We start from the raw sequence: 24609 nt of genomic DNA, 5'->3' as shown, positions 1-24609 counted from the left end.
GTCTGCGATCATGAATTCGTATCGGGAACGGCAGCGGCTATCCGCCCTGCGCGCCTATGGAATTCTGGACACCGAGCCGGAGGCGGCGTTCGACGACATCGTCAAGCTGATCGCCCGCGTGTTCGACGCGCCCATCGCCGTGGTGAACCTGATCGACGAGGGCCGGCAGTGGTTCAAGGCTGAGGTCGGGCTGGGCGTGCGCGAGACGCCGCTGGAGACCTCGTTCTGCGCCCACGCGATCCTGCAGCAGGACCGGCTGGTGGTGCCGGACGCCAGGACCGACGACCGCTTCGCCTGCAATCCGCTGGTGACCGGCGAGTCCGGCCTGAGGTTCTACGCCGGCGAACTGCTGAAGTCGGAAGAGGGGCTGCCGATCGGGACGCTGTGCGTGCTGGACACCCGGGCCCGCCCGGACGGCGCGACCCCGATCCAGATGGAGACGCTGCGGGTGCTGGCCGCCCAGGTGATGATGCAGCTGGAGCTGCGCCGGTCACTGAGGATGCGGGACCAGTCCGAGGCCCAGTTCCGCGCCATCGCCGACTCCATGCCGCAGATGGTGTGGTCGACCCTGCCGGACGGGTTCCACGACTACTACAACGCCCGTTGGTACGAATTCACCGGCGTGCCCGACGGGTCGACCGACGGCGAGGGCTGGAACGACATGTTCCATCCGGACGACCAGGGGCGCGCCTGGACCCGCTGGCGGCACTCGCTGACGACCGGCGAGCCCTATGAGATCGAATACCGCCTGCGGCACCGGTCGGGCGTGTATCGCTGGACGCTGGGACGCGCGATGCCGATCCGGAACGAGCAGGGCGAGATCGTGCGCTGGTTCGGCACCTGCACGGATATCGACGAGCTGAAGCGGATGGAGCAGTCCAAGGAACTGCTCAGCCAGGAGCTCAGCCACCGGATCAAGAACATCTTCGCGGTGATCTCGGCCCTGATCGCCCTGTCGGCGCGGCGGCATCCGGAGGCGAAGGAGTTCGCCGGCTCGGTGCGGACACGGATCAACGCCCTGGCCCGGGCGCATGAGTTCGTGCGGCCGCATACGGAGACTTCGCGGCCGACCGTCGGGACGATGACGCTGCACGCCTTCCTGTCCGATCTGTTCAAGGCCTACGCCATGGCGGACGGGACGGACCGGGTGCGTCTGACGGGAGACGACGCCGTGTTCGACGATCAGGCGGCGACGTCGGTGGCGCTGCTGTTCCACGAGCTGGCGACCAATGCGGCCAAGTACGGCGCGCTGTCGACCGAGGCCGGGTTCGTCGATCTGGAGACGCGCAAGGCCGGCGATCGCTTCATCCTGACCTGGCGCGAGCAGGGCGGGCCGCCGGTCGCGGGCGTCCCGGAGCGCACCGGTTTCGGCTCGGCCCTCGCCACCCTGTCGGTCGAGGGACAGCTGGGCGGGCGGCTGGAGCGGAACTGGGACGCCGGGGGCCTGTGCGTGGTCGCGGATCTGCCGGCGACTGCGCTTTCCAGGAGACTCGCGGCGCGCAATGTCCCGTAAATCCGGAACTGGCGCGAAACCTGCAACTGTCCGGGGCGTTCATCGCAGCGTCCGCAATTGAAACTGACCTGAGACCACAAACCGTATCTGCTTATGACTGCCCGTATCCTGATCATTGAAGACGAAGCGCTGGTGGCGATGGAGATGCGCTTCGTGCTGGAAGATCTGGGGCACGAGGTGGTCGGCACGGCGGCGGACGCGAAGTCGGCGCTGGACCTGGTCAAGGAGAACGACGTCGATCTGGCGCTGGTGGACATCCATCTGTCCGACGGCCCGACCGGCGTCGATCTGGGCCGCGAACTGGCCACCCATATGGGCGTGACGGTGCTGTACATGACCGCCAACCCGGGGATGGTCCGTGACGGCGTCGAGGGCACGCTGGGCGTGCTGTCCAAGCCCACCGACGAGCATTCCATGCAGACGGCCGTCGACTACGCCCTGCGCCGCCGCGAGGGCCGTACGATCGAATACGCCCCGCCGGGGCTGCAGCTGTTCGGCTGAGGCGGCCTACCAGACGCCGATCTTCTCGGCTTCCTTGTGCGAGATCGGGTGGCCTTCGGCCTTGTGATCCTGCTCGGCGAGGAAGCGCACCGCTTCCAGAGCCGCCATACAGCCCATGCCGGCGGCGGTGACGGCCTGACGGTAGATGTCGTCGGTGACGTCGCCGGCGGCCCAGACGCCCTCGATGGCGGTGGCCGAGGTGCCCGGCTTCACGACCAGATAGCCGCCCTGCTTGGTCTCCAGCTGGCCGGCGAACAGCTCCGATGACGGGGCGTGGCCGATGGCGATGAAGACGCCGTCGGCGGCGATCTCGCGGGTTTCGCCGGTCTTGACGTTCTTCAGGCGCGCGCCGGTGACGTTGACGCCGCCGTCGTAGGAGGCGCCGAGGATCTCATCGATGGCGTTGTCCCAGATGACCTCGACCTTGGGGTTCGAGAACAGGCGGTCCTGCAGGATGCGCTCGGCGCGGAACTCGTCGCGGCGGTGCACGACCGTGACCTTGGAGGCGAAGTTGGTGAGGAACAGGGCCTCTTCCACGGCGGTGTTGCCGCCGCCGACCACGATCACGTCCTTGCCGCGGTAGAAGAAGCCGTCGCAGGTGGCGCAGGCCGAGACGCCGAAGCCCTGGTATTTGGCCTCGCTCTCGATGCCCAGCCATTTGGCCTGGGCGCCGGTGGAGATGATGACGGTCTCGGCGAGCATCTCGGTCCCGGAGTCCAGCGTCAGGCGGAACGGGCGCTGCGACAGGTCGGCCTTGACCACGATGTCGTGGATGACCTCGGTGCCGACGTGCTCGGCCTGCTTCTGCATCTGCTCCATCAGCCAGGGGCCCTGGATGACGTCGGCGAAGCCGGGATAGTTCTCGACGTCGGTGGTGATGGTCAGCTGGCCGCCCGGCTGCAGGCCGGCGATGACGACGGGGCTCAGCAGCGCGCGCGCGGCGTAGATGGCGGCGGTCCAGCCGGCGGGGCCGGAACCGATGATGGCGACGCGGACGGTACGGGGATTGCTCATGGCGCCTATTTAGGCGCTGATTCCGTCCAGCGCGATGGCCAGGGTGGGCCTGCGCGAAGGGAGTCGGGGATGAAGAAGACCAATAGCGCGGCGTTCTTGCCGATCGGGATCGGGGCCGGGATCGCCATCGGCGTGGCCCTGGGTACGGCGCTTGACAATCTGGCGCTCGGCATCAGCCTGGGTGTGGCCATCGGCTCGGGCCTCGGCGTGGCGATGATGGGCGCGGCCACGGCGAAGAAGAAGGACGGCAAGGATGGCGGGGGCCCGTACGGTGACAGCGGCGACGGCAGTTCCGATGGAGGCGGCGGAGACGGCGGCGGTGGTGGTGGCGGCGGCGACTAAGTGGGTGGCGCTGAATTCTCCCTCCCCGTCCCGGGGAGGGTGGTCGCTGCGCAGCAGCGACCGGGTGGGGGCGGCTTCCCTTTCTACCTGACTCATGCAACCTGTCCGCGCAATTGCGGAGGCGTCGATGGGAAGCGTCACCAGGGCCCGCGCCATGCGCAAGCAGATGAGCCCGCCGGAGGACCGCATGTGGGTCGCCCTGCGCCGACTGCGCGCTCGGGGGTTTCATTTCCGCCGGCAACACCCGATGCTCGGCTACTTTCCCGACTTCGTCTGTCTGGACCGGCAGCTGATCGTCGAGGTCGATGGCGCCAGCCACGACTTTCGCGCGGAGCATGACCGGCGACGCGATGCGGCCTTCGCCCGAGAAGGGTTCACGACGCTGCGTTACGACAACGCTTCTGTCCGGGACAACCTGGACGGGGTTCTGGCGGGCATCGTGGCGCGGCTTGAGGCGGCCGCCCCCACCCGGCCGCTGCGCGGCCACCCTCCCCGGGACGGGGAGGGAGAAGGCTAGTCCCGCCCCATCCGCTTGAGCACCTCCCGGGCCGCGCGGTCGGTTTCGGCGAGCGGGTCGTAGGTCCAGCCGTCCAGGGTTCCGTCGAATGGCCGCGCCGCGCCGCGGTCGCGGAGGTCGGCGTGGAGGCGGGCGAACTTGTCCGCGGGCTTCGTCGCGACCATCGGCAGGATGTGCACCGGCTTGCCGGTGGAGGCGGCCTCGGCGGCCATGTTGGCGCTGTCCTCGGTGACCAGGATGTGGTCGGCATAGTGCAGGAAGGCGAAATAGGGGTTGGGACCGGTCCCGTCCCAGATGAGGCCCGGTAGATGTCCCGGAGCGTTCATCTCGAACGTGAAGACATCTTTCGCCACTTCGGGTGTCCGGCGGGAGTAGGTCACCATCATCGAGCCCTTGGCGTCGTCTATGGCGTCTCCGACGCTGAAAGCGAGGCTCGCAGCGTGTCCGGCAGGCAGGTCGTGCGTGCGCGACTTGCCGCCGACCAGGACCGCTACCCGGGGACGGGGGAGGGCTTCCAGCCGCTCGGCGAAAGCCTTGGCGCCCTCGGCCACCCGCTCCGGCGTCACCCGATGCGGCGAGCCGGTGATGGACAGGACGTTCGGCCCTTCGATCCCGTCATGTCGGGGCGCGACCACCAGGTCGAAGTCGCCCGTGCGCCAGCGCGGATCCTGGGTCTGGACGACGAAAGTCCGGCCGCCCGAGCGGCGTTTGGCCATCAGCGAGAGCGGCAGGGTCGCGCGGCCGGTGGCGATCCAAAGGTCGGGCCAGGGCTCGCCGGGCGCGGGGAAGGGGGCGTCGGAGGACGCATCCAGCATCCACGGGGCCTTGAGCGCCGACGGCAGCTTGTCGAAGGCGGGCTTCCAGCGGATGCGTTTGACGGTGATGTCGGCGGGAGTCAGGCGCTGGACGGCCTCGGCCAGGCCGAGGGCCTGGTTCTCCATGCCGATCCGGCCGTCGGAGACGACCTGGATGGAGAGGGGACGCGTCACGAAGCGGCGGAAGGCGCGATCCAGCACATGGCCTCGACCTTGTTGCCGTCGGGGTCGCGCAGGAAGGCGGCGTAGTAGCCGGGGGCGTATTCCGGCCGGGGGCCAGGCGCGCCGTCGTCGGTCCCGCCCGCGGCCAGGCCAGCGGCATGGAAGGCGGCGACCGCGTCAGGGCCGTCGGCGTTGAAGCAGATGTGGGTCCCGTTGCCACATGCGGAAGGGCCGCCGTCGTGCGGACGGGCGGCCCAGAACTCGGGGAAGCTGCGGCCGTAGCCGATGCCCACGGCGTGTTCCATGATCCGTCGGGCCCCGAGCGGAGCCATGACGGCGTCGAAGAACGCGCCGGCGCGGGCGACGTCGGATACGCCGACCGAAACGTGCGACACCAGAGGCGGGCGCGTTCCGGAAGGCGTGGTCATCGGACTATTTCCACTCGACCTTGAGGATCTCGTAGGCCTTCACGCCGCCGGGGGTGTTGACCTCGACCACGTCGCCGACCTCTTTCGAGATCATGGCGCGCGCGATCGGCGAGGCGACGGAGATCTTGCCCGCCTTCACGTCGGCTTCGTGCTCGCCGACGATCTGGTAGCGGCCCTCTTCCTCGGTGTCCTCGTCAACCACGGTGACCGTGGCGCCGAATTTCACCTGGTCGCCGGACAGCTTGGATACGTCGATCACCTGGGCGCGCGACAGCTTGTCCTCGATGTCGGCGATAGAGCCTTCGATCCAGCCCTGCCGTTCCTTGGCCGCGTGATACTCGGCGTTTTCGGACAGGTCGCCGTGCTCGCGGGCCTCTGAAATGGCCGCGATGACGCTCGGTCGTTCCACCGACTTCAATTGCTTCAGCTGATCGTCGAGGACACGGTAGCCCTCGGCCGTCATCGGCACTTTTTCCATATGTCGTGAATTTCTTGTCTTCGCCCGACTGAAAGACTGACTCGGCACAGAGATCGCTGGGCGCGCGCGACCGGCCCAAGAGGGTAGGGCGCCCGGTCCAAAGGTTCAAGGGCGGGTGGCGCTCGCCTTTTTTCGGGTGCGGGCATGGACCTGCCGGATCAGGCTCCAGGCCAGCCAGGCCACGGCCGCGAGGCCGGCGGCCATGAACAGGGTGGACACCAGCAGCACGCCGGCGGCCATAAAGGCCAACAGGAAGGCGACGGCGGCAGCGAGAGCCGCGATGATCTGTACTGTTTTCAGGCGCATGGGGTCGTTAACGCGGCCCGACACGTACCGGTTGCCCTTCGATTCCCGTTTCGCTGGCCGATGTGGCCTTCAGGCGTAGGCGTAGGGTCCGCCGCGTTCGAGGGCGCGACGGTAGGCCGGGCGCTCACGAATTCGCTTCAGGAAGGCGGCGCAGGCGGGCTTGTCCTTGCCGAAGCCGATGCGCGAGCCGGCGGCCTCCAGCGGGAAGCTCATCATCACGTCGGCGGCGGTGAAGCGATCGCCGGCGAACCAGCCGTCCTTCGCCAGCTCGGACTCCCACCACGCGGTGTGGTTGGCGATCTGGGGGGCGATCATGGCCGCGTTGACCTTGTTGGCGATGCTCCTGGCGATCGGACGGGCGAAGAAGGGCGTGCGCTTGGGAATCTCGCCGAAGATCAGCTTCAGCAGCAGCGGCGTCATGGCCGATCCCTCGGCGTAGTGCATCCAGTAGGTGAAGCGCCGCGCCTCGGGCGTGCCGGGCTCGGGTCTCAGGCCCGAGTGGGAATGAATGTCGAGCAGGTATTCCAGAATGGCGCCGGTCTCGGCGACGATGATGTCGCCGTGCTGGATCACCGGCGACTTGCCCAGCGGATGGATGGCGCGGAGTTCCTTCGGCGCCAGCCGGGTCTTCGGATCGCGCTCGTAGCGTTTGACCTGGTATTCCGCGCCCAGCTCCTCAAGCAGCCACAGCACGCGCTGTGAGCGGGAGTCGTTCAGGTGGTGGACGATGATCATGGCGCGGCCTCCGACGAGCGTGACTGTTCTACTGTTCCGCTCATCCCCGCGAAAGCGGGGACCCAGTTCTTTCGGAGGAACGCCGGCGCTTCAGGACGGCCGCTGAGCACACCCTGCCGCCACCGATCACCCAAAGGACTGGGTCCCCGCTTTCGCGGGGATGAGCGGGTGGGAGTTCGGTTTCAGCGCGCCGGAACCCGGACCACCTCGCTGAGCTCCGACACCCCGTCCGGCGAGAAGGCCTCGACCGCGAACCAGTAGTCGACGCCGGTGTTCAGGGCGCGGATCTCCAGCTGGTCGCCCATGTCGCGCAGGTCGTCGAAATAGACCTGGTAGGTCAGGTACAGGCGGTCCGGGGCGACGCCCCAGCGGATGTTGTAGCCCAGGGCGTTCGAGACGGGGGTGATGCGGACCAGGGCGTTGCGCTGGTCCTCGCCGCGGATGACGCGCAGCTCCGGCGCGGCGGGCGGGGAGCCGTCGCCGGTTCCGAAGACGCGCAGGTCCGAGATGGCCAGATTGGCGGCGGCGACCTCGTCGTGCTCGTAGCGGATGAAGCGGGCGTCGACGGGCCGTTCGCCCTCGACATAGGCGTTGGGGCGGTCGCGGTCGGAATCCGACAGGTCGGCGAAGACCTGCCAGTCCGCGCCGTCCTTCGAGGCGAGGATGCGGAAACGGGTGCGGATGGCGGGGCGCTCGGCGAAGACGCCTGACTCATAGTCGGCGAAATTCACCTGAACGGCATGAACGCGCTTCGTGGCCCCGAGATCCAGCGTCAGGGTCTGGCCGGCCTCATTGCGGTCGGCGACCCAGAAGGTGCGCGGGTTCTCGTCGACGGCGCGGTCGGGGCTGAATTCGCCGCGCGTCGAGGAGGCGGAGGCCTCGACCTTGTAGGACAGCGGGAACCAGCCGGTGAACAGGCTGTCGGGGTCGGCGACGCGCTCCGTCGGCAGGCGCTGGGGGTAGTCGCCGAAGCGGCTGGAGAAATGCATCTGGCCGTCCGGCGTGAAGCCGCCCGGGAACATCGCGATGCGCCGCTCGAAGGTCCAGTTGTGGCCGATCCACGGGGTGCCGGTGTTCCACCAGTTGCCGTAGCGGTCCTGGAAGGTCGAGCCGTGGCCGGCGCCCTCGACGAAGCCGCCGGGCTTGTAGCTGACCGGATTGTACGGGGCGTATTCGAACGGGCCGAGCGGCTGGTCGCTGACGTAGACGCCATTGGCGTAGGCGTTGAACTCCGTGCCGGGCGCTCCGTACTGGAGGTAGTAGCGGCCGTCGTGCTTCGTCATCCAGGCCCCCTCCATATACGGATTGATGGGCGTGCCGTCGGGCAGGCCGCCGGAGTGGTCCTGGCCGAACCGCTCCCAGCCGTGGACCTCGGGATGCAGGGTGTGGAGCTTCAGCGGCTCGCCGATGAAGCGCATGGGCGGCGCCGGATCGATCTCCGAGGCGTACATCGGATAGACGTTGGACGAGCCCCAGTAGAGGTACCATTTGCCGTCATCATCGATGAACAGGCCGGGGTCCCACGGGCCGGGCGGGAGCTTGCCCTCGGGCAGGCCGCCCTCGCCGTAGCTGCCCTCCTCGTTGCGGCTGACGGCGCCGGGGACGGGGGGCAGGATGCGGGTGTGCCACTCCCACTGGCCGGTCTCGGGATGCTCGCTGACCAGCAGGGGGCGCGGCTCGAAGGCCGACTGCATCAGATACAGGCGCTCGCCGTCCGAGACGGCGGCCGGGGCGACGTTGGACTCGAACGGCCATTTGTTCGGCTGGACATAGGTCCAGTCCAGCAGGTTCGGGCTGGTCCAGTAGCCGTCGGCCAGGGTCTGGAACAGGAAGTAGCGGTCCCGGTGCAGCACGATCACCGGATCGGCGCCGGTGCGGTAGCTGATCCCCCGGTGGGTCTGCTCGAAATTGTATTTGTAGTCGACGTCGACCGGATTGGCCCAGGTGCGGGGGCGGGCGTCATCCTGGGCAACGGCCGGGGCGGCGAAGGCCAGCAGGGCGAGGGCGGCGGCGAGGGCGTGGGGGGCGCGCATGGCGGCGACGCTATCATGCCGGGAGCGCGGTTGAGTTCACGAGCCGTTTCGCCCAAACCTGGACCATGACGACGCCTGAAGAACCCCGCCTGACCTCGCTGGCCCACGGCGGAGGCTGCGGCTGCAAGATCGCGCCGGCGGTGCTGCAGGACATCCTGAAGGACATGCCGCAGGCGGGGCCGTTCGCGAACCTCATGGTCGGGACAGAGACCAGCGACGACGCCGCCGTCTGGCGTCTGAACGACCGCCAGGCGCTGGTGGCGACGACCGACTTCTTCATGCCGGTGGTGGACGACCCGTTCGACTTCGGCCGGATCGCGGCGACCAACGCCCTGTCGGACATCTATGCGATGGGGGCGACGCCGATCCTGGCCCTGGCCATCGTGGGCATGCCGATCAACACCCTGTCGCCCCGCACCATCGGCCGCATCCTGCAGGGCGGGGCCGAGGTGTGCGCCGCGGCGGGCATTCCGGTGGCGGGCGGCCATTCGATCGACAGCGTCGAGCCGATCTACGGCCTGGTGGCGCTGGGCCTGGTCGATCCGGACCAGGTGCTGACCAATCGCGGGGCGAAGGCGGGCGACGTCCTGATCCTGACCAAGCCGCTGGGCGTGGGCGTGCTGAGCGCGGCGTTCAAGCAGGGCCGGCTGGACGCGGCGGGCTATGCGGCGATGGTCGCCTCGACGACGAAGCTGAACACCGTCGGCGCGAAGCTGGCGGGACGCGAGGGCGTGCACGCGGTCACCGACGTGACCGGCTTCGGGCTGCTGGGCCATGCGCTGGGGATGGCGCGCGGGTCGGGGCTGATGGTGGAGCTGACGGCCTCGCCGCCCTTGCTGGAGGGCGTGGAGGCGCTCGCATCGGCCGGAGTGCGGACCGGGGCGTCGGGCCGGAATTGGGCCAGCTACGGGACCGACATCGATCTGCCGTCGGAACTGTCGGGCTGGCGCCGCGACCTGCTGACCGATCCGCAGACCTCGGGCGGGTTGCTGGTGGCCGTGGCCGAAGATCAGGCGGAGGCGCTGCTGGCGCTGGTTCGCGATGAAGGGTTCGGGCAGGCGGCGGTCGTCGGCCGTGTAGCCGAGGGGCCGGCCCGGGTGAGCGTCGCTTGATCCGGCGCACAGTCGATCTGTCGCCCACGGCGCGCGACGGTTTTGGCGCCCTGATCGACGTGCGTAGCCCGTCCGAGTTCGCCGGGGACCACGTTCCGGGCGCGATCAATCTGCCGGTGCTGAATGACGCCGAGCGGACGGCGGTCGGGACCGAGTATGTGCAGGGCTCGAAATTCCTCGCCCGGCGGACCGGCGCGGCGCTGGTGGCGCGGAATATCGCCCGGCATCTGGAAGAGGCGCTGGGCGACCGGGACGGGAGCTTCCGGCCGTTGGTCTACTGCTGGCGCGGCGGGCAGCGGTCGGGGGCCATGGTCACGGTGATGGACCAGGTCGGCTGGCCGGTGACGGTGCTGGACGGCGGCTACCAGACCTGGCGGCGGGAGGTCGCGCGCGTGCTGTACGGGCCGCCGCCGGCGCAGCGGCTGGTGCTGCTGGACGGGCCGACGGGGGCGGGCAAGACGGCGCTGCTGGCGGCGCTGAGCCGGCGCGGGGTGCAGACCCTGGACCTGGAGGCGATGGCCGGGCATCGGGGCTCGCTGTTCGGCGCCATGCCGGACGGGCAGCCCTCCCAGAAGATGTTCGAGACGCGCCTGTACGACGCCCTGTCGCGGCTGGACCCCGCCCGGCCGGTGGTGGTCGAGGCCGAGAGCAGCAAGGTCGGCGCCCGGGCGCTGCCCCCGGCGCTGTGGGCGGCGATGGGGCAGGCTGACGTGATCGAGGTCGACGCGCCGGCGGAGGTGCGGGTGGCGCGGATCGTGACGGACTACGCCGGCATCGCCGCCGATCCCGAGGCGCTGGACGAGGCCCTGACCCGGTTGCCGCGCCATCACGCGAAGGCGGCGATCACGGAGTGGCGGGCGATGGCGGCGCGGGGCGAGATCGCAGAGTTGGCGGCGGAGCTGATGGCGACCCATTACGACCCGGCGTGGCGGCGCATGACCGCCGCGCGGGATCGGCCCGTGCTCGGCGAGGTGACGCTGACCGGGGGCGACGCGGCGACGCTGGACCAGGCCGCGGCGCAGATCGAGGCCGCCCTCGACGGCGGGCGCGGCGCAGCATAGCTATTTCGCCATGAGCCGTTCACGCACCGCCGCCGTCATGTCCTCGCTGAGCCTCCAGGTGCTGGCCGCGCTGATTGCGGGCCTCGCCGCCGGCGCGGCGGCCCAGGCCTGGGGCATTCCCGGCGGGGCCGGAACCGTGGCCCTGGTCGAGGGCGTCGGCCAGCTGTGGCTGAACGCGCTGCGCATGACGATCATTCCGCTGGTGTTCAGCCTGCTGGTCACCGGCATCGCCTCGATCGCCGACGCGGCCGCGACCGGGCGGCTGGCGCTGAAGGCGGTGATCGTGTTCGCCCTGCTGCTGGTCGGGGCCACGATCTACGGCATCGTCGCCTCGATGGGGCTGCACGCCATCTGGCCGATCGATCCGGAGGGCGGGCGGCTGCTGCTGGCCGGGGCGGCGGGCGACGCGGCGGTGCGCGAGAACGTCGGCGGGGGCGGTCTGGCGGCCTTCCTGACCAGCCTGGCGCCGGCCAATCCGATCCGGGCGGCGGCGGACGACGCCATCCTCGGCATTGTGGTCTTCGCCATCGTCTTCGGCTTCGCCACCACGCGCCTGAGCGCGCGCCTGCGCCAGCCGCTGACCGTTTTCTTCGAGGCCGTGTCCGAGACGATGATCGTCATCGTCCACTGGGTGCTGCGGGCCGCGCCGCTGGGCGTCTTCGCCCTGTCGCTGGGCGTGGGCCTGAGGGCCGGGCTGGGCGCGGCGGGGGTGCTGGGCCACTACGTCGCCATCGTCAGCCTGGCGCTGATCGGGCTGATCCTGCTGACCTATGTGGTGGCCGTCGTGTTCGGCCGGGTCACGCTGCGCCGCTTCGCCCGCGCGGCGGCGCCGGCCCAGGTGGTGGCGTTCTCGACCCAGTCGTCGCTGGCCTGCCTGCCGGTGATGGTGGAGCGGGCCATCGACCGCCTCGGCGTTTCGCCGGCCACCGCCGGCCTGGTCCTGCCGCTGGCGGTGGCGATCTTCCGCATCACCTCGACAGTCGCCAACCTGGCCGTCTGCATCTACGTCGCGCACCTGTACGGCATCGCGCTGACGCCGGGCGTACTGTTCGCCGGCGCGGTGGCGGCGCTGGCCATCAGCGTGGGCACGGTGGGGCTGCCGGGCCAGGTTTCGTTCTTCGCCTCAATCGCCCCCATCGCCCTGGCCATGGGCCTGCCGCTGGAGGTGCTGCCGCTGCTGCTGGCGGTGGAGGTGGTGCCGGACATCTTCCGCACCGTCGGCAACGTCACCGCCGATCTGGCGGCCGTGCGGATCGTCGAGGGCCGGGACGCGACGGCGGACCCGGAGGCGGCGTCGGGGATCTAGGCGCAACCTGTGCGGATGAACTAGTCCGCCGGGGCGTATTGACAGTTGCATTTTGAAGATCATTGTTCGCCCATCTGTTGAGGATGGGCTGATGGGCGACGGTCACGATCAGGCGCGGGCTGGTCTGGGAGAACTCGCGGGCTTCCTGCTCTGGGGCATCGGCATTTCTGTCGGCGCCATGTGGCTCGCTACCCGCGACGGCGCCTGGGGCGCTGTCGGTGTCTGCGTCCTGATTTTCCTGGGCTCATTCGCCTCGGGTTCGCTGCTCGGCTTCATCTTCGGAGTCCCCCGAACCGCCGCGGAGCCAGCGCCAGACGTCAGCGCCATTCTGGCCGCCCAGGCCGCCGTGCCATCGTCGTCCGCCACCGGCGGCGCACCGACGACGACGACGCGGACAAAGAAGCGGCTTTTGCAGTCCAATACCAACCTCGAGAAGATTTCCGACTGGCTGACGACCCTGCTGGTCGGCGCGGGTCTCGTTCAGCTTCATGCCGTGGATGACGCCCTCTACCGGTTCCGCCTGTTCCTGCAGTCCGAGGCGACGGTGTTTCACCCGGTCGGCGGCGTGGCCAATGCCGGACTGATCCCGGTCATCGGGCCGGTCATCCTGATCTTCGGCCTCGCCTGCGGCTTTCTCTATATGTACCTCAACACCCGACTGGTTCTGATCCGGCTGTTCAAGTCGGTTGAGGACATTCTTCAGTCTGAACCGGGCGAGGTCCTGCCTGCCGAGGCTCGGGCTCAGGTCAACCGGGAAACGGGAACGGGCGGCGCCGGCGGCTTTATCGCACGCAATATCGGTAGCAAGTCGAAGCCGACGACCCGCGACGCCCTGAAGCTCATGTTCGACCTTCTCTACAAGGAAGATCCCGATGCGGTGATCCGCTTGGGAGGCAGCCTTTCCCAGACCAGCGCGGTGAACGATCCGGACTACTGGTATTATCTCGCCGCGGCCTTCGGGCAGAAGCTGAACGCGGCAGAAACGGATGCGGAGCGGGACTCGGCGCGCGACAATGCGCTCGATTGCGCGCGGCGCGCGGTGGCGCTGGATGGCGAATACCGCGAGCTGTTGTGGTCGATATCGGATCCCGAAGCCTATGAGGACGACCTGTCCGGGCTGCGCGAGAACAGGGATTTCCTCAGGCTGGTCGGGCGGCTGCCGGTGGACCCTCCCGTGCCTGCAAGGGCGAAGCGGCGGCCTCCGACACGCAAGTGATTTTCCGGGGTCTCGTCTGGATGAATAGTCCGGTCTACCGGGATAGCGTCCACAGCAGCACCGCCACCCCCAGGATGTGCAGCAGGAGCACCGCGCCCAGCAGGGTCCGGAACGGCTGTTTGCGGGTCTTGTGACGCAGCAGTTGCTGGCCCAGCCAGGCGCCGGCGCCGCCGAACAGGGCGGCGAGCAGGAGGACGCGTTCGGGGATGCGGCGGCCGTCCTCGCGGGCGCGCTGCTTGTCGATCGCGAACAGGCTGAAGGCGACTGCGCCGGCGACCGCGAGGGCCGCCAGCAGGCCGATCGGAAGGTCAGCCGCCACGCGGCATCAGCGCCTCGGCGGCGAGGACCGAACCTTCGACGCCGGTGATGACCGACGGGCGGGGCTCGATCCTGAACAGGGGCGAGTGGTGGCCCGGCGCTTCGGCGACGTCCTCGGCCGCGGTGCCGCCGACGCTGAAGTAGACGCCCTTCACGCCGCTTTCGGGGGTGACGAAATAGGCGAAGTCCTCGGCGCCCATGCCGGTGCGCGGTTCGTCCAGCAGCACGTCTTCGCCGAGGCCGGCGACGAGGGCGGCGCGCACGCGGGCGGCGGTCGCCTCGTCATTGATGGTCGGCGGGGTGGTCTCGAGCGTCGAGCGGGTGACGGTCGGCAGCTTGTCCTCGGGCACGCCCAGGGCCAGGGCCGTGTTGCGAACGATGCGGTCGATGCCGTCCAGCAGCTGGGTGCGCATTTCCGGGCTGTCGGCGCGGACGGTCAGCTGCAGGTCGACGCGGTCGGAGATGATGTTGTGCTTGATGCCGCCGTGGAAGGCGCCGACCGTGACCACCGCTCCTTCCAGCGGATTGGTCTCGCGGCTGCGCAGCGACTGGAGCGAGACCACGATCTGCGAGGCGACATAGATCGGATCGACGCCCATGTGCGGATAGGCCCCGTGGGTGCCGACGCCATGCACGGTGATGTCGACGGCGTCCGAGCTGGAGGAGGTGATGCCCAGCGGCGCGGCGATCCGGCCGGTCGGCATGTCGGCCGAGACGTGGAAGGCGAGGGCGTAGTCCGGCTTGGGGAAGCGGTCGTACAGGCCGTCCTCGACCATGGCGCGGGCGCCGAAGATGCGCTCCTCGGCCGGCTGGGCGATCAGCACCAGGGTGCCGGACCAGTTGGCCTTGCGCGCCGCCATCTGGCGGGCGGTGCCGACCAGGGCGGTGATGTGCACGTCGTGGCCGCAGGCGTGCATGACCGGCTTGGTGACGCCGTCCGCGTCGACCTGGTCGACGGTAGAGGCGTTGGCCAGGCCCGACTGTTCGCGCAGCGGCAGGCCGTCCATATCGGCGCGGATCATCACGGTGGGGCCGTCGCCGTTGCGCAGGACCGCGACCACGCCGGTTCCGCCGACGCCGGTGGTGACGTCATAGCCCAGCGCGCGCAGCTCCTCGGCCATGCGGGCGGAGGTCTGCACCTCCATGCCCGACAGTTCGGGATTGCGGTGGAAATGATCGAACAGGGCGCCCAGGTTGGCTTCGTAATCCGCCTGCACCGCGGCCCGCAGGGCGGCGTCCTCGGCGAAGGCCGGCGCGGCGCTCACCGCCAGCAGAGCGGCCGCGGCCGCCATCGTCATCACGCGCTTCATGGTCAATCCCCTTGTCCTGACGCAGGGACCTTGGACGCAGCCTGGCCGCTTGTCATCCCGTGTCCTGGCTCGACGGGACATCTGCCGGTCAGATCAGTTGGGCAGGTCGAAGAAGGCCTGCCCGCGGTCGGTCAGGAAGATCGACGACGTCATCCAGACGCCCGCGCGGCGATGCACCGTCAGGGTGTAGAACATCGGCCCGTTCTTGTTCTCCACCTGAAAGATCGCCCGGCAATAGGTCGGCGACAGGCAGTCCGAACGGATCATGCTCCAGCTGGTCAGCGTCCCGTAGGCGTCCAGATAAACGTTGGTCTGGGTGATCAGGGTCTGCAGTTCATCCTGCTTCCCCTCCATCAGCGTCCCGGCGAACAGCTCGCGAAAGGCCTTGCTGGAGTCGCCCGACTGCAGCGACCGGAAGAAGGCGTCAGCGAGCGGGGTCATCTCCGCGACCGCCTGCGGCGACATCGGCGGCGTTGAGTCCTGCTGCGCGGCGGCCGAGCCGGCGTGCAGGGCCATGCAGAGCGCCAGCGGCGCCAGGAACGTCTTCATGATGATCTCCCCCGAACCCGAAAGTCTAGGCGTAGCTCTGCACCGGCCGCACATCCAGTTCGCCGGCGTTGACGGCGGCGATGGCCTGGGCGGCGGCGAGGGCGGCGGAGCTGGTCGTGTAGTAGGGGATCTTCATCATCAGGGCCGTGCGGCGCAGCGAGAAGCTGTCCTGCAGCGACTGCTTGCCCTCGGTGGTGTTGATGACCAGCTGGACCTCGCCGTTCTTCATCGCGTCGACGATGTGCGGACGGCCTTCCAGCACCTTCTTCACATGCCCGACCTCAATGCCCTGGCCGCTGAGGTACTCGTGAGTGCCGCCGGTGGCGATGACGGTGAAGCCCTCGGCCAGCAGGGCCTTCGCGGTCTCGAGCACGAACGGCTTGTCGGAGTCCTTGACCGAGATGAAGGCGCAGCCGCCCGTCGGCAGGGTGGTGCCGCCGCCGATCTGCGACTTGGCGAAGGCGCGGGCGAAGGCGGGGCCCATGTCGGCCTCGCCGTCGCGCTTCCAGTCCAGGCCCATGACCTCGCCGGTCGACCGCATTTCCGGGCCGAGGATGGTGTCGACGCCGGCGAAGCGGGCGAACGGGAAGACGGCTTCCTTGACCGCGATATGGTCGTACGGCTTGTCGGCAAGGCCGAAGGACTTCAGCGGCACGCCGGCCATGACCTTGGCGGCGATGGCGGCGATCGGCTGGCCGATGGTCTTGGCCACGAACGGGGCGGTGCGCGAGGCGCGCGGGTTCACTTCCAGCACGAAGATGCGCGGCTCGGCGGAGTGCGGCTCCTCGATGGCGAACTGGACGTTCATCAGGCCGCGGACCTTCAGCGCGCGGGCCATGGCTTCGGTCTGGCGCTTCAGCTCGGCGATGGTGGCGGCCGAGAGCGAGTAGGGGGGCATCGAACAGGCGCTGTCGCCCGAGTGCACGCCGGCTTCCTCGATATGCTCCAGCACGCCGGCGACGAAGACGGTCTCGTCGTCGCACAGGGCGTCGACGTCCACCTCGGTGGCGCGGTTCAGATAGTGGTCGATCAGGACCGGATCGCTGCCCGAGACGCGCATGGCCTCGTGGACGTAGCGGTCCAGCTGCTCGCGGTCGTGGACGATCATCATGCCGCGGCCGCCCAGCACGTAGGACGGACGCAGGACGACGGGATAGCCGACTTCTTCCGCCTTCTGCGCGGCTTCCTCGGCCGAGCGGGCCAGGCCGTTCGGCGGCTGCATCAGGCCGATGTCGTTGAGCATGCGCTGGAAGCGCTCGCGGTCCTCGGCCAGGTCGATGGAGTCGACACTGGTGCCGAGGATCGGCACGCCGTCCTCCTGCAGGGCATGGGCCAGCTTCAGCGGGGTCTGGCCGCCGAACTGGACGACGACGCCGATCAGGTCGCCCTTCGAGCGCTCGACGTCGATCAGCTCCAGCACGTCCTCGGCCGTCAGCGGCTCGAAATACAGGCGGTCGGAGGTGTCGTAGTCGGTCGAGACGGTCTCGGGGTTGCAGTTGACCATGATGCTCTCGACGCCGATGTCGTCGAAGGCGAAGGCCGCGTGGCAGCAGCAGTAATCGAACTCGATGCCTTGCCCGATCCGGTTGGGACCGCCGCCGAGGATGATCGCCTTCTTGCGGTCCGACGGTTCGGCCTCGCACTGCGGGATCTGGCCCAGGACGCCGGTCTCATAGGTCGAGTACATATAGGCGGTGGCCGAGGCGAACTCGGCGGCGCAGGTGTCGATGCGCTTGAACACCGGGCGGACGTTCTGCGCGCGCCGGGCGGCGCGGACGGCGGCTTCGGTCGAGCCGGTCAGCTCGGCGATGCGGGCGTCGGAGAAGCCCTTGGCCTTCAGCTTGCGGAAGTCCTGGGGCGTGGTCGGCAGACCCTGGACGCGGATGTGGCCTTCGGTGCGGACGATGTCGGCGATCTGGCGCAGGAACCAGGGCTCGTAGGAGCAGGCGGCGTTGACCTCCTCCACCGTCAGGCCGTGGCGGAAGGCCTGGGCGATGACGCGGATGCGGTCCGGGGTCGGCTGGCCGAGGGCGCGGATGACGGCGGCGCGGGCCGAGGCGTCGTCCTCAACGTCTGCGACGCCGTCGATCTCGATCTCGTTGAAGCCGGTCAGGCCGGTTTCGAGGCCGCGCAGGGCCTTCTGCATGCTTTCCTGGAAGGTCCGGCCGATGGCCATGACCTCGCCGACCGACTTCATCGAGGTCGACAGGCTGGCTTCGGCGCCGGGGTATTTCTCGAAGGCGAAGCGCGGGATCTTGGTGACGACATAGTCGATCGACGGCTCGAACGAGGCCGGCGTGACCTTGGTGATGTCGTTGGTCAGTTCGTCGAGGGTGTAGCCGACGGCCAGGCGGGCGGCGACCTTGGCGATCGGGAAGCCGGTGGCCTTGGAGGCCAGGGCCGACGAGCGCGACACGCGCGGGTTCATCTCGATGACGACCATGCGGCCGTCGGCCGGGTTGATCGCCCACTGGACGTTGGAGCCGCCGGTCTCGACGCCGATCTCGCGCAGGACGTTGATCGAGCCCGTGCGCATGCGCTGGTACTCTTTGTCGGTCAGCGTCAGGGCGGGGGCGACGGTGATGGAGTCGCCGGTGTGGACGCCCATCGGGTCGATGTTCTCGATGGAGCAGATGATGATGCAGTTGTCCGCCTTGTCGCGGACGACCTCCATCTCGTACTCCTTCCAGCCCAGCACGCTTTCCTCGATGAGGACTTCGGTGGTGGGCGAAAGGTCGAGGCCGCGCTCGACGATCTCGCGGAACTCCTCGACGTTGTAGGCGATGCCGCCGCCGGTGCCGGCGAGGGTGAAGGACGGGCGGATGATCGCCGGCAGGCCGACGAAGGCCAGGGCGTCCTCGGCCTCATCGATGTGGTGGACGGCCTTGGAGCGGGGGCTTTCCAGACCCAGCTTGTCCATGGCGTCGCGGAATTTCTGACGGTCCTCGGCCTTGTCGATGACCTCGGCGTTGGCGCCGATCATCTCGACCCCATGCCGCTTCAGTGCGCCGGAGGCTTCGAGCGCCAGGGCGGTGTTCAGCGCGGTCTGGCCGCCCATGGTGGGCAGCAGGGCGTCCGGCTTCTCTTTCGCGATGATCTTCTCGACGAACTCGGGCGTGATCGGCTCGATGTAGGTGGCGTCGGCCACCTCCGGGTCGGTCATGATCGTGGCTGGGTTCGAGTTGACCAGGATGACCCGGTAACCCTCGGCCTTCAGCGCCTTGCACGCCTGAACGCCCGAATAATCGAACTCGCACGCCTGGCCGATGACGATCGGGCCGGCGCCGATGATCAGGATGGACGAGATGTCTGTGCGCTTGGGCATCGGCTACTCAGTTCGTCACGACCGCGCACTCCCAGCCGTCATAGTCGAGCTGGAAGGCCGCGGCCCAGGATTGCATCATGGAGGACACCGGCGCGAAGGAACTCGCGTCGACGGCCATGGTCGTTTCAAGAATGGTGGAATCGTCCTGACCACGGGTGACGAAACCGGCGCGCCGGGCCACCTCGTTCAGGTCGTCGTGGTCGCCCTCGCCGTAGAAATAGAACAGCGTGTGCCGGGGCGTGACGCCGCTGTCGCCCTGGGCCGCCAGGGCCGCGCGCACCATGGCGTCGCGTTCTTCGTGGCTGACGTCGGGGGCGGACACGGGCGGGGGGCTCCTTGCGCGCGCGGTCCCGACGCAGGCTGGCGCCAGCGCGGTTCCGGTCGGGTTGTCGGTTAAGCGGCCCGTCTAAAGACGCGAACGGCGCGGGACAAGGTGAAATGCACGCTGGCGGCCCCTTCATGTGGGTGTGGCCGATTGGTCGCGGTCGGAAAGAGGAAATCGCCAAGGTTAAGCGACGTTAATGAACCGGCGCTCCTTGAACAAAGTCTCGCCTGAATCCGGCATCTTACTGGCCAAACGGGGGCTGAATTGGCTTCCAGGGGCATTTCTGCGGTGGTTGTCGGGCCGCGATGTGTTGCTGGAATGGCAAAGCTTGAGGTGAACCTCATGTCCTTCCGTAATCGTCTGCGTGACTCTTCTACCCTGGCTGGCGGCGTCCTGCTTGCTCTCATGTTTGCTGCGCCGACCTTTGCGCAGGACACGGAGCCGACGCCGCAAACCACTGAAGAAAGAGAAGCAGCCGAGGGGGAGGACCAGCCCAGCGAACTGAGCGAGGTCGTGGTCACCGGTACGCGCATCCGCGTGCCCGACTATGAAGGCTCCGCGCCGGTCTCGTCGGTGAGCAGCGAGGCGCTGCTGAGCGCCGGGGTGACCAACGTCACCGACTTCCTGACAGACCAGCCGGCGCTGGTCAGTTCGACGACGCTGCAGGACAACGCCAACGCCGGGGATCGTGGCTCGGTCGGGCTGAACCTGCTGAACCTGCGCAACCTGGGCACCCAGCGGACGCTGACCCTCGTGAACGGACGCCGGCACGTGGCGGCCCAGCCGGGCAGCCAGGCGGTCGACGTCAATACGATCCCCGTGGGGCTGATCGAGCGGGTCGATATCCTGACGGGCGGCACCTCGGCCATCTACGGCGCCGACGGCGTGTCCGGCGTGGTCAACTTCATCCTGCGGGACGACTTCGACGGCTGGGATGTTCGCGCCCAGAGCGGGTGGTCCGACGGCGGAGGCGGGGACAACACCTTCTTCAGCGTGCTGTACGGAAAGAACATCCTCGACGGGACGGTCAACTTCACCATCGCAGGGGAATATTCCAAGACTGACGCGCTGGAACGCGAGGACCGGGATTTCTCGGCCATCGCCACGGCGGAAACCCTGACCGGCAACCCGAACTTCGGCCAGCCGGGCGAATACGAGCAGGCCTTCTTCCGCAACGCCCGATACATCGACACCTCGCCGGGCGGCTCGATCTATGCGGACCTGATCTTCGGGACGCTGTTCGGCGAACCCAGCGGGACGCTGTCAGGGGTGGACTTCAACGGGGACGGCACGCCGTTCGTGGACGGCGTCCATTCGCAGGACTTCGTCATGATCGGCGGGGACGGCAGCCAGCTGGCGGCCTTCCAGACCGATCTGATCCCCGCGCTGGAGCGGGCGTCGCTGAACGCCACCTTCAACGCTGAACTGAACTCGAAGATGACGTTCTTCGGCGAGTTCAAATACGTGAACACGCAGACGGAATTCCTGTCGCAGCCCTCGTTCGACTATTCGATCTTCGTTCCGATCGACAATCCGTTCATCCCGCAAAACGTCGTCGACGTGGCCGAAGGTCCGGGAGGCATCGCCACGGCGCTGGGCGGCGTGCTGGTGGCCCGGGACAATTTCGACCTCGGCTTCATTACGCGGGACGTCAATCGCGACACCTTCCGCGGGGTGCTGGGACTGCGCGGGGATTTGACCGACACGCTGCAGTACGAGGTGTCGCTGAACTACGGCCGTACCGACGAGACGAACACCGAAGGCAACAACCGCATCAACGAGCGGTTCTTTGCGGCAGTCGACTCGGTGGACGAGGGTGAGTTCCTGACCGGGGTCGCGAACGGCAACATCGTCTGCCGATCCAATCTCGATCCGGACGCCATTCCGCAGGGCAATTTCCCCGGTTTCGGCAGCGACCCGTTCGACCAGGACACCTGGGGCACGACCTTCACGCCGGGGCCGAACTCGGGCTGCGTGCCGATGAACATCTTCGGCGAGGGCTCGCCGTCGCAGGCGTCGCTGGACTGGGTGCTGACGGATTCGACGACCCGCAATACGGTCGAGCAGTTCGTCTTCAACGCCTTCATCAGCGGCGACTCGGGCGCCTGGTTCGAACTGCCCGGCGGACCGGTCTCGTTCGCCCTGGGCGTCGAGTATCGGGAAGAGTCGGCGAACTCGATGCCGTCCTTCATCGAAATCCAGGGCGCCAACGCCGGGGCGGACATCAGCTGGCTGGGCGAGGCGCTGCCGCTGAAGGGCGACTTCCACGTGAAGGAGATCTTCGGCGAGGTCTTGATCCCCATCCTGAAGGACATGGCCTGGGCGCAGAATCTGACGGTCAACGCGGCCTACCGCTACTCGGACTATTCGACCGCGGGCGGGACGGACGCGTGGAACGTGGGCGTGCGCTGGGACATCAACGACTCGTTCGGTCTTCGCGGCGCGGTCGCGCGGGCCGTGCGGGCGCCGAACATCTCGGAGCTGTTCCTGCCAGTGTCGCAGACCTTCGCCGTTCTTGACGATCCCTGCGACGCCGACAACTTCCAGGCCGGCGACAATCCGGCGACCCGGGAGGCCAACTGCCGCGCGCTGCTGGGGCTCGGGCCGACGGATCCGTACGACTTCGAGAACACTACCTCCTCGTCCGTGGAGGGCCTGATCGGGGGCAATCCGAACCTCGAAACGGAGAAGGCGGACACGTTCACGGTCGGCTTCGTGTTCCGGCCCAGCTTCCTCGACGGCTTCTCGATGACGCTGGACTACTATGACATCGAGCTGGAGGACGCGATCCAGTTCTTCACGGCCCAGAGCATCGTCGACAAGTGCTACGACCTGCCCCAGCCGAACCAGTTCTGCGATCTGATCAGCCGTGATCCGAATACGCAGTTCATCAATGGCTTCGAGCAGTTCGGCGTCAACGTCGCCTCGTACACCACCTCGGGCTACGACATGACGATCCGCTACTTCCTGGATCCCGCCGATTGGGGGATGCAGCGGGATATCGGGACGTTCGGCTTCTCCCTGTCAGCCAACAAGCTGGAGGACCTGACCTTCACCGAGGACCCGAGCGATCCGCTCAGCGTCGACGAGACGGTCGGCGAGGCGTTCGTGCCGGAGTGGCAGGCCACTCTGGATATCGTCTGGGAATACAAGGACTGGATGGTCAACTACGGCTACAACTGGTTCGACGAGACCCGCCGCTTCGAGGGGCGGCCCGCCGACTACATCGATCCGAAATATGTGAACTACTCGGCCCGCTCCACACACGACATGCAGGTGCGGTACACCTACGACGAACGGATCGCGGTCTACGGCGGCATCAACAACATCGGCGATCAGCAGCCGGATCGCGGGCTGACCGACTATCCGGTCGGACCGCTGGGCCGGTTCTTCTATCTGGGCATGAACCTGACCCTCTAGGGGCGGGGTAAGCGAGCAGGCCAGGGGCGGCGTTTGCGGACGCCGCCCCTTTCCTATGCGCGTTCGTCGATCCAGGCCGGCAGGTCGGCGATACTGTCCAGCGCGCCGAAGCGCGGGTGGTTTTCCGGGGCGTCGGCGAGTTCGTGCGCCCAGGTGATGGCGTAGGGGATGTGGACGGCGAAGGCGCCGGCCGCCAGCGCGGGCAGGACGTCGGACTTCATCGAGTTGCCGGCCATGACGGCCTCGTCCGGACCCGTGCCGTGGCGGGTGAAGACGCGGTCGTAGGTGCCGCGCTCCTTCTCGGACACGATCTCGATGGCGGCGAACAGGTCGCCGAGGCCCGAAGCGGCCAGCTTGCGCTCCTGGTCCAGCAGGTCGCCCTTGGTGACCAGCACGAGGCGATAGCGCTCGGACAGGGCGGCGAGCGCCTCGTCGACGCCGGGCAGGGTCTCGACCGGATGCGCCAGCATCTCACGGCCGGCGGCGAGGATTTCACGGACGACGGACGGCGGGGCCTCGCCGCCGGTCAGCTCCATGGCCGTCTCGATCATCGACAGGGTGAAGCCCTTCACCCCGTAGCCGTAGAGGCGGAGGTTGCGCTGCTCGGTGCCGGCGAGGCGGGCCTCGATGGTGTCGCGGTCGCCGTGATCGGCCAGCAGGGCCACGAAGCGATCGTGGGTCAGCCGGAAGATGGTCTCGTTGTGCCAGAGGGTGTCGTCGGCATCGAGGCCGACCGTGGTGATGCTCATGGCCGGTCCTTGCCTTCGGCCGTCGCGCTTCGCAAGGCGCGAAGCCCCGCCTGACGGGCCGAAATCGTGGTCAACGCCAGCTTGACCACTTTTGTCAGGGATTTGTTTGCGATGTCGGGCGACAGTCGGGCGTTCGAATATTCCCGGGGGGCCGTCCATCAGGAGTCGGTCATGGGAAGTCCTTGGGAGCGACAGCCGTCGCTCCGGCCGTTGGTTGGGGGTGATAAGGACCTCCCGCCTGGCATACCCGAAGAACGTCGCAGCTATGCGCCGTCCACCCAGTCGTCCAGCGTCGTCACACCGCTGGGGCGCAGGGCCTATTCGACGCCCTACGAGAGTCTGACCTTCACCATGGTCACACGGGCTCGCCACGAGCTGACGATCACGCTCGCCGCACAGCCGGTTTTCGATCTGGCGCAGTCCGAACCGGTCAGCCGCCGCATCCGCCGCACGATCCGCCGTCAGGGCGGGGAACGGGCCCTGATCGGGATGGGCAAGCGGACGCTGGAGCCGGTCGATCTGCAACGCATCGATCTGCAGACGCTGCGACAGGGGATCGACATGCTGCGTCTGGGTCATAACGACAGCGGCGTGCTGCCGTTGTTCTGGCGGACCATCGCGTCCAGCCGGGGCCGTTTCGCGCTGCTGCAGGGCGAGATGCAGCGGGAAGCCACGAACGGGGCGCTGCTGATCGAGGTCATGGGCGGGCTGGAACACGCGGCGCCGGATGCGATCGCCGACGCAGTCCGCCATTTCGAGCGCTCGGCGCAGGGGGTGGTTCTGCATATCGCGCCGGATGTCGGAGCGGCCAGAAGGCTGACCGGCGCGCGGGCCTGGTGCCTGGCGATCGATTTCGCCGGGGTCGCGCACGAGACCGCACGGGAATGGGAGGCGGCGGCGGAGCTGATCAGCGCGGCGCGCGGAGCGTGCCCGCAGGTGATGCTGCTGAACCTGCGGCCCGACCGTGGGGTGGCGGCGCATTCCGCGGGGGCGACCCATGCGGTGTTCGCGGGCATGGACACGATCACGGTCTGATCGGCGGTTGACGCCGGGGGCGTTGCGGGGGCCTGTTGC

Annotated in this window: 23 protein-coding genes; 10 read left to right on the top strand and 13 right to left on the bottom strand. The window is 68.3% G+C overall.

The features are described 5' to 3' along the window. Positions 1-10 precede the first annotated feature (10 nt). Together GGR12_RS14285 and GGR12_RS14280 are read left to right on the top strand one after the other, a co-directional pair. On the top strand, positions 11-1513 hold the full coding sequence (locus GGR12_RS14285; RefSeq protein ID WP_183205129.1) for a sensor histidine kinase: 1503 nt from the start codon (positions 11-13) through the stop codon (positions 1511-1513). A gap of 93 nt (positions 1514-1606) precedes the next feature. Further along, the gene (locus tag GGR12_RS14280; protein ID WP_183205128.1) at positions 1607-2014 is read left to right on the top strand and encodes a response regulator; all 408 of its coding nucleotides are present in this window, start codon (positions 1607-1609) and stop codon (positions 2012-2014) included. A 6-nt stretch (positions 2015-2020) separates the two neighbouring features. Here the strand turns inward: GGR12_RS14280 and trxB are convergent, their stop codons facing one another. Then, the gene (gene trxB, locus GGR12_RS14275) at positions 2021-3028 is read right to left on the bottom strand and encodes a thioredoxin-disulfide reductase (protein ID WP_183205127.1); all 1008 of its coding nucleotides are present in this window, start codon (positions 3026-3028) and stop codon (positions 2021-2023) included. Between the two features lie 69 nt (positions 3029-3097). Here trxB and GGR12_RS14270 point away from each other — a divergent pair, with 69 nt between their 5' ends. After that, positions 3098-3370, top strand: a complete 273-nt coding sequence (locus tag GGR12_RS14270; protein WP_183205126.1) for a glycine zipper domain-containing protein — start codon at positions 3098-3100, stop codon at positions 3368-3370. A gap of 94 nt (positions 3371-3464) precedes the next feature. Next, positions 3465-3887, top strand: a complete 423-nt coding sequence (locus GGR12_RS14265) for an endonuclease domain-containing protein (protein ID WP_343053274.1) — start codon at positions 3465-3467, stop codon at positions 3885-3887. Here GGR12_RS14265 and GGR12_RS14260 read toward each other — a convergent pair. The 6 genes from GGR12_RS14260 to GGR12_RS14235 form a co-directional block, all read right to left on the bottom strand. Further along, complete coding sequence (locus GGR12_RS14260) at positions 3884-4903, bottom strand: mitochondrial fission ELM1 family protein (protein WP_343053272.1); 1020 nt, start codon at positions 4901-4903, stop codon at positions 3884-3886. The genes GGR12_RS14265 and GGR12_RS14260 overlap by 4 nt on opposite strands. Continuing rightward, on the bottom strand, positions 4873-5292 hold the full coding sequence (locus tag GGR12_RS14255; protein ID WP_183205124.1) for a VOC family protein: 420 nt from the start codon (positions 5290-5292) through the stop codon (positions 4873-4875). Before GGR12_RS14255 ends, GGR12_RS14260 begins: the two co-directional genes overlap by 31 nt. A 4-nt stretch (positions 5293-5296) precedes the next feature. Then, entirely contained in the window at positions 5297-5770 is a 474-nt protein-coding gene (greA, locus tag GGR12_RS14250; RefSeq protein ID WP_183205123.1) for a transcription elongation factor GreA, read from the bottom strand. Between the two features lie 105 nt (positions 5771-5875). After that, positions 5876-6076, bottom strand: a complete 201-nt coding sequence (locus GGR12_RS14245; RefSeq protein WP_183205122.1) for a hypothetical protein — start codon at positions 6074-6076, stop codon at positions 5876-5878. Between the two features lie 69 nt (positions 6077-6145). Further along, positions 6146-6811: a glutathione S-transferase gene (locus GGR12_RS14240; RefSeq protein WP_183205121.1), complete on the bottom strand. Its 666-nt coding sequence runs from the start codon at positions 6809-6811 to the stop codon at positions 6146-6148. A gap of 182 nt (positions 6812-6993) precedes the next feature. Continuing rightward, positions 6994-8844, bottom strand: coding sequence for a family 43 glycosylhydrolase (locus GGR12_RS14235; RefSeq protein WP_183205120.1), 1851 nt, complete (start codon positions 8842-8844; stop codon positions 6994-6996). Positions 8845-8909: 65 nt separating this feature from the next. Between GGR12_RS14235 and selD the strand changes: the two genes are divergently transcribed. The 4 genes from selD (at position 8910) to GGR12_RS14215 (ending at position 13539) form a co-directional block, all read left to right on the top strand. Continuing rightward, on the top strand, positions 8910-9956 hold the full coding sequence (gene selD, locus GGR12_RS14230) for a selenide, water dikinase SelD (RefSeq protein ID WP_183205119.1): 1047 nt from the start codon (positions 8910-8912) through the stop codon (positions 9954-9956). Then, complete coding sequence (gene mnmH / locus GGR12_RS14225) at positions 9953-11017, top strand: tRNA 2-selenouridine(34) synthase MnmH (protein WP_183205118.1); 1065 nt, start codon at positions 9953-9955, stop codon at positions 11015-11017. The genes selD and mnmH overlap by 4 nt, the downstream gene beginning before the upstream one ends. A 10-nt stretch (positions 11018-11027) precedes the next feature. Next, entirely contained in the window at positions 11028-12323 is a 1296-nt protein-coding gene (locus GGR12_RS14220) for a dicarboxylate/amino acid:cation symporter (protein WP_183205117.1), read from the top strand. Between the two features lie 91 nt (positions 12324-12414). Then, on the top strand, positions 12415-13539 hold the full coding sequence (locus tag GGR12_RS14215) for a hypothetical protein (protein ID WP_183205116.1): 1125 nt from the start codon (positions 12415-12417) through the stop codon (positions 13537-13539). A 34-nt stretch (positions 13540-13573) separates the two neighbouring features. Here GGR12_RS14215 and GGR12_RS14210 read toward each other — a convergent pair whose 3' ends face one another. The 5 genes from GGR12_RS14210 to GGR12_RS14190 all read right to left on the bottom strand — a co-directional run bounded on the left by GGR12_RS14210 (position 13574) and on the right by GGR12_RS14190 (position 19363). After that, on the bottom strand, positions 13574-13858 hold the full coding sequence (locus GGR12_RS14210; RefSeq protein ID WP_183205115.1) for a DUF1294 domain-containing protein: 285 nt from the start codon (positions 13856-13858) through the stop codon (positions 13574-13576). Further along, positions 13848-15167: an amidohydrolase gene (locus tag GGR12_RS14205; RefSeq protein WP_183205114.1), complete on the bottom strand. Its 1320-nt coding sequence runs from the start codon at positions 15165-15167 to the stop codon at positions 13848-13850. The genes GGR12_RS14210 and GGR12_RS14205 overlap by 11 nt, the downstream gene beginning before the upstream one ends. Positions 15168-15260: 93 nt before the next feature. Beyond that, a complete protein-coding gene (locus tag GGR12_RS14200; protein ID WP_183205113.1) occupies positions 15261-15716 on the bottom strand; it encodes a hypothetical protein in 456 nt (151 codons plus the stop codon). Between the two features lie 25 nt (positions 15717-15741). Beyond that, complete coding sequence (carB, locus tag GGR12_RS14195; RefSeq protein ID WP_183205112.1) at positions 15742-19041, bottom strand: carbamoyl-phosphate synthase large subunit; 3300 nt, start codon at positions 19039-19041, stop codon at positions 15742-15744. A gap of 7 nt (positions 19042-19048) precedes the next feature. After that, positions 19049-19363, bottom strand: a complete 315-nt coding sequence (locus GGR12_RS14190; RefSeq protein WP_343053271.1) for a ribonuclease E inhibitor RraB — start codon at positions 19361-19363, stop codon at positions 19049-19051. Between the two features lie 516 nt (positions 19364-19879). On the opposite strand from GGR12_RS14190, the gene GGR12_RS14185 reads away from it, so the two are divergent. Beyond that, the gene (locus tag GGR12_RS14185; protein ID WP_183205111.1) at positions 19880-22786 is read left to right on the top strand and encodes a TonB-dependent receptor domain-containing protein; all 2907 of its coding nucleotides are present in this window, start codon (positions 19880-19882) and stop codon (positions 22784-22786) included. Between the two features lie 53 nt (positions 22787-22839). On the opposite strand, the gene GGR12_RS14180 is transcribed toward GGR12_RS14185, so the two are convergent. Further along, positions 22840-23535: an HAD family hydrolase gene (locus GGR12_RS14180; RefSeq protein ID WP_183205110.1), complete on the bottom strand. Its 696-nt coding sequence runs from the start codon at positions 23533-23535 to the stop codon at positions 22840-22842. 351 nt (positions 23536-23886) lie between these two features. On the opposite strand from GGR12_RS14180, the gene GGR12_RS14175 reads away from it, so the two are divergent. Further along, on the top strand, positions 23887-24570 hold the full coding sequence (locus tag GGR12_RS14175; RefSeq protein WP_183205109.1) for a hypothetical protein: 684 nt from the start codon (positions 23887-23889) through the stop codon (positions 24568-24570). Positions 24571-24609: the final 39 nt, after the last annotated feature.

This window comes from Brevundimonas lenta (assembly GCF_014196335.1).
Taxonomy (GTDB): domain Bacteria; phylum Pseudomonadota; class Alphaproteobacteria; order Caulobacterales; family Caulobacteraceae; genus Brevundimonas; species Brevundimonas lenta.
This window is presented reverse-complemented; position numbering and strand designations above follow the sequence as displayed.